We start from the raw sequence: 3,051 nt of genomic DNA on the forward strand, positions 1-3,051 counted from the left end.
ATTTCCGACTGAAGATCAAATCGACGCCGATATGATCAATGCCGGCAAACAAACAGTAACGGCCGCCACGGGCGCATCTATCTTCTCGTCCGCCGAATCATTTGCCATGATCCGTGGTGGTCATGTTGACCTTACTGTTTTGGGTGCATTTGAGGTTGATGTAGAGGGGAATATTGCCTCTTACATGATTCCGGGCAAACTCATCAAAGGCATGGGCGGCGCAATGGACTTGGTGGCTGGTGCCGATAACATTATCGTCACTATGACTCATGCCTCTAAACATGGTGAGTCAAAACTACTGACTAAATGTTCGCTTCCACTGACCGGTGCAGGCTGTATCAAAAAAGTATTAACTGATCTGGCATATCTGGAAATTGAAGATGGAGCTTTCATCCTCAAAGAGCGCGCTCCGGGTATCTCTGTTGAAGAGATCATTGCTAAAACTGAAGGTAAGCTGATCGTACCTGATCATGTACCGGAAATGGTTTTCTAAGGACTGCCTGAAAGCAATTATATTGCTGATTACCCGGACTTGTTTACTTCTCTGTTTAAGCAAGTTCGGGATTTTCAGCTAAACCTTCTGACGTCCCCTTTTTCCGCCCCCTCTTACCGTTACTTACTCACTCACCTCTCTGATAATCTTCCAGCCATCTGTGAACTTATAAAGACTCACCTGCTTGTCAGCAACATCACTATAGTTCTTAGCCCGATAGATTTGCCTGAAGCGCGCATGAGCAGTGACTAACGCATCAACCGTAATATCAATATTTTCCAATGTAACCTGCACCTGTGTAGCTTTATTGATGCGCCTTGTTCTTTCTGCTGCCCATTGCTGATGACTATCATGCTTTACCGACTTGTAACCTTGGATATAAAAGTCCAAATAAGCATTCACATCCTGGCGTGACCAGGCAGCTGCCCAATCCAGCAATGCCTTTTCGACATCTACTTCAGGAGTTTCCCGGGAGACTACTTCAGCTACTTCAGCTACTTCAGCTACTTCGGCTACTTCGGCTACTTCGGCTACTTCGGCTACTTCGGCTACTTCGGCTTCAGAGTGTTTGGCTTGCGTGATAAGTAGCGGCAAAACATCTTGCTCAGGCTCACTATCGTTGAATGTCGCCGGGGTAGAGGAAATTGAAAACTCCGTAGCATTGTGACTATTATTTTCTATAAACCCGCTATCTGAATATTGCAGCGCTACTGGCAAGCCTCTTCCCGATAAAAAAACCAGTGAAACATCAGCCAGGCTTTCCACACCGGTTAGAACTGAACCAGCCAGCTCTGAACTAGGTAGATCGGGGCCAGCTAGCTCCGAACTAGTTATCCCTGGACTAGAAAAATTATCCAGATATACCGAAAGGGTATGTATATTCTGAATAATCGTCATATGATCAGATTTAATATTCTTCGCAGCCAACAGCATCTTCATTGCTTCAGCATGCTTACCTTGATGAACCAGCACTAACGCTAAATCGTTGTAAGCTTCAAATTTCTTCGGATGATTGATAAGGAGACTTTGAAGGATTCGTTTCGCTTCTGAAAATCGTGCATGTTCAATAAGCAATTGACTGTGAAGAATATCAGCCTCGTAATTACTGATGACACTATTCTGCTGGCCTTCGCTTATCAAACCCAAAGAACGAAGCAAATCTCCCTTGCGAGAATACTCCAAAATCCGCTGATTCCACTTTTCATACATATCATATGAAAAGGATACTTCTTCTACCGGTTCTACAGAGCCTGCATCGCTTTCTACGACTAAATACACAGGTATAATTATAAAAAAAGCGACGATTGACCACCTACGATCCATGTTTGACCAACCTGTAAACATTATAAGAAGCCTACACAATACAATTAGTTAGATTATTTTAAGCTCAAAGAACATAATATTGTATTAGCAATTTGTTCGCTACTAACGCTTTTCAGCCACTAACATGAGCATAAAATACCTAACAGCGACGCCTCAAATCACAAGATATATACAGCGTAGTCCATATTATTCTTTTGCTTCCTATCTTTTAATAATTTAACGTTTATAATCGCTATCAGTTTACTCTTATTGAGTAATTCCTAAGGGGTGGGATAGAAACAGAGAGACGATCAAATTCTCTCTTCGCCTGAGATGCATATGGAATGCGAACCCTTTGAACCTGATCCGGATGATACCGGCGTAGGAATAGGAAAGTCGCACCACTCCTTTATTTTCCCGCTTCTCAACCGGGTCTCTGAGCTGTTTCCGGAGACTTGAATGACTTTAAAACCTGCCGTATTTATTAAATCCACATTAACACTGGCTGTTCTTTCAGCGAATTACGCCCTTGCCGCTAATGACGCCGATAACAATTTTTCACTTCCGGCCATTGTCGTCACATCAGGTTTTCGTGGTGCCGCTATTCAGGAAGTACCGACAAGCTTAACGGTAGTCAATGACCAAGCTATTGAAGAACGCAACGCAGACCATTTGGAAGACTTAATTAATCTGGCACCCAATGTGAACTCTTCCAGCGGTGCATCACGCGCCAAATACTTCCAGATTCGCGGTATTGGTGAACGCAGCCAGTTCATCGGACCTATTAATCCATCCGTGGGAGTCATCATGGATGGTATCGATATGAGTAACATTGGCGGCGCAGCCACCATGCTGGATGCTCAGCAAGTAGAAATCCTGCGCGGACCACAAGGTACATTGTATGGCGCTAATGCGCTGGCGGGTCTGATTAACATCCGCTCTAACGACCCAACAACCGTCACGAAGGGCAATATCGAAACCACTATTAGCTCGTATAATACGCGTCGCCTTTCTGCTGCTGTCGGCGGGCCGATTAATGATAGCGTAGGTTATCGCGTCGCCTTTGAGAGCAATAAAAGTGATGGTTTTACCGAAAACGACTACCTCAACGAAGACAACACCAACAACATTGATGAAACGCTGTTTCGCGGCAAATTACGCATAGAAGCAAGCGACTATCATATGATTGATCTGACTGCTTTTTATGCCAATATTGATAACGGTTATGATGCTTTTTCACTGGATAACACCCGCAC

At 44.1% G+C, this 3,051-nt stretch carries 3 protein-coding genes and 1 riboswitch; of the genes, 2 read left to right on the forward strand and 1 reads right to left on the reverse strand.

Features of this window, described 5'->3' with window-relative positions; all coding sequences use genetic code 11:
* Positions 1-493, forward strand: a 493-nt coding sequence (locus tag ABY436_RS19710; protein WP_372740632.1) for a CoA-transferase, incomplete at its 5' end; no start/stop codon positions are given.
* A gap of 123 nt (positions 494-616) precedes the next feature.
* Here the strand turns inward: ABY436_RS19710 and ABY436_RS19715 are convergent.
* A complete protein-coding gene (locus tag ABY436_RS19715; protein ID WP_372740633.1) occupies positions 617-1,816 on the reverse strand; it encodes a hypothetical protein in 1,200 nt (399 codons plus the stop codon).
* A 253-nt stretch (positions 1,817-2,069) separates the two neighbouring features.
* Positions 2,070-2,200: riboswitch (TPP riboswitch) on the forward strand.
* Positions 2,201-2,254: 54 nt separating this feature from the next.
* Between ABY436_RS19715 and ABY436_RS19720 the strand changes: the two genes are divergently transcribed.
* Positions 2,255-3,051 (forward strand): TonB-dependent receptor (locus ABY436_RS19720; protein ID WP_372740634.1); only part of this gene is annotated, 797 nt, incomplete at its 3' end.

Source organism: Neptunomonas sp. (genome assembly GCF_041601355.1).
Classification (GTDB): domain Bacteria; phylum Pseudomonadota; class Gammaproteobacteria; order Pseudomonadales; family Balneatricaceae; genus Neptunomonas.

Coding starts and splice junctions, on each gene's coding strand:
- ABY436_RS19715 (WP_372740633.1), bottom strand. CDS start 1,816: ATGGATCGTAGGTGGTCAATCGTCGCTTTTTTTATAATTATACCTGTG.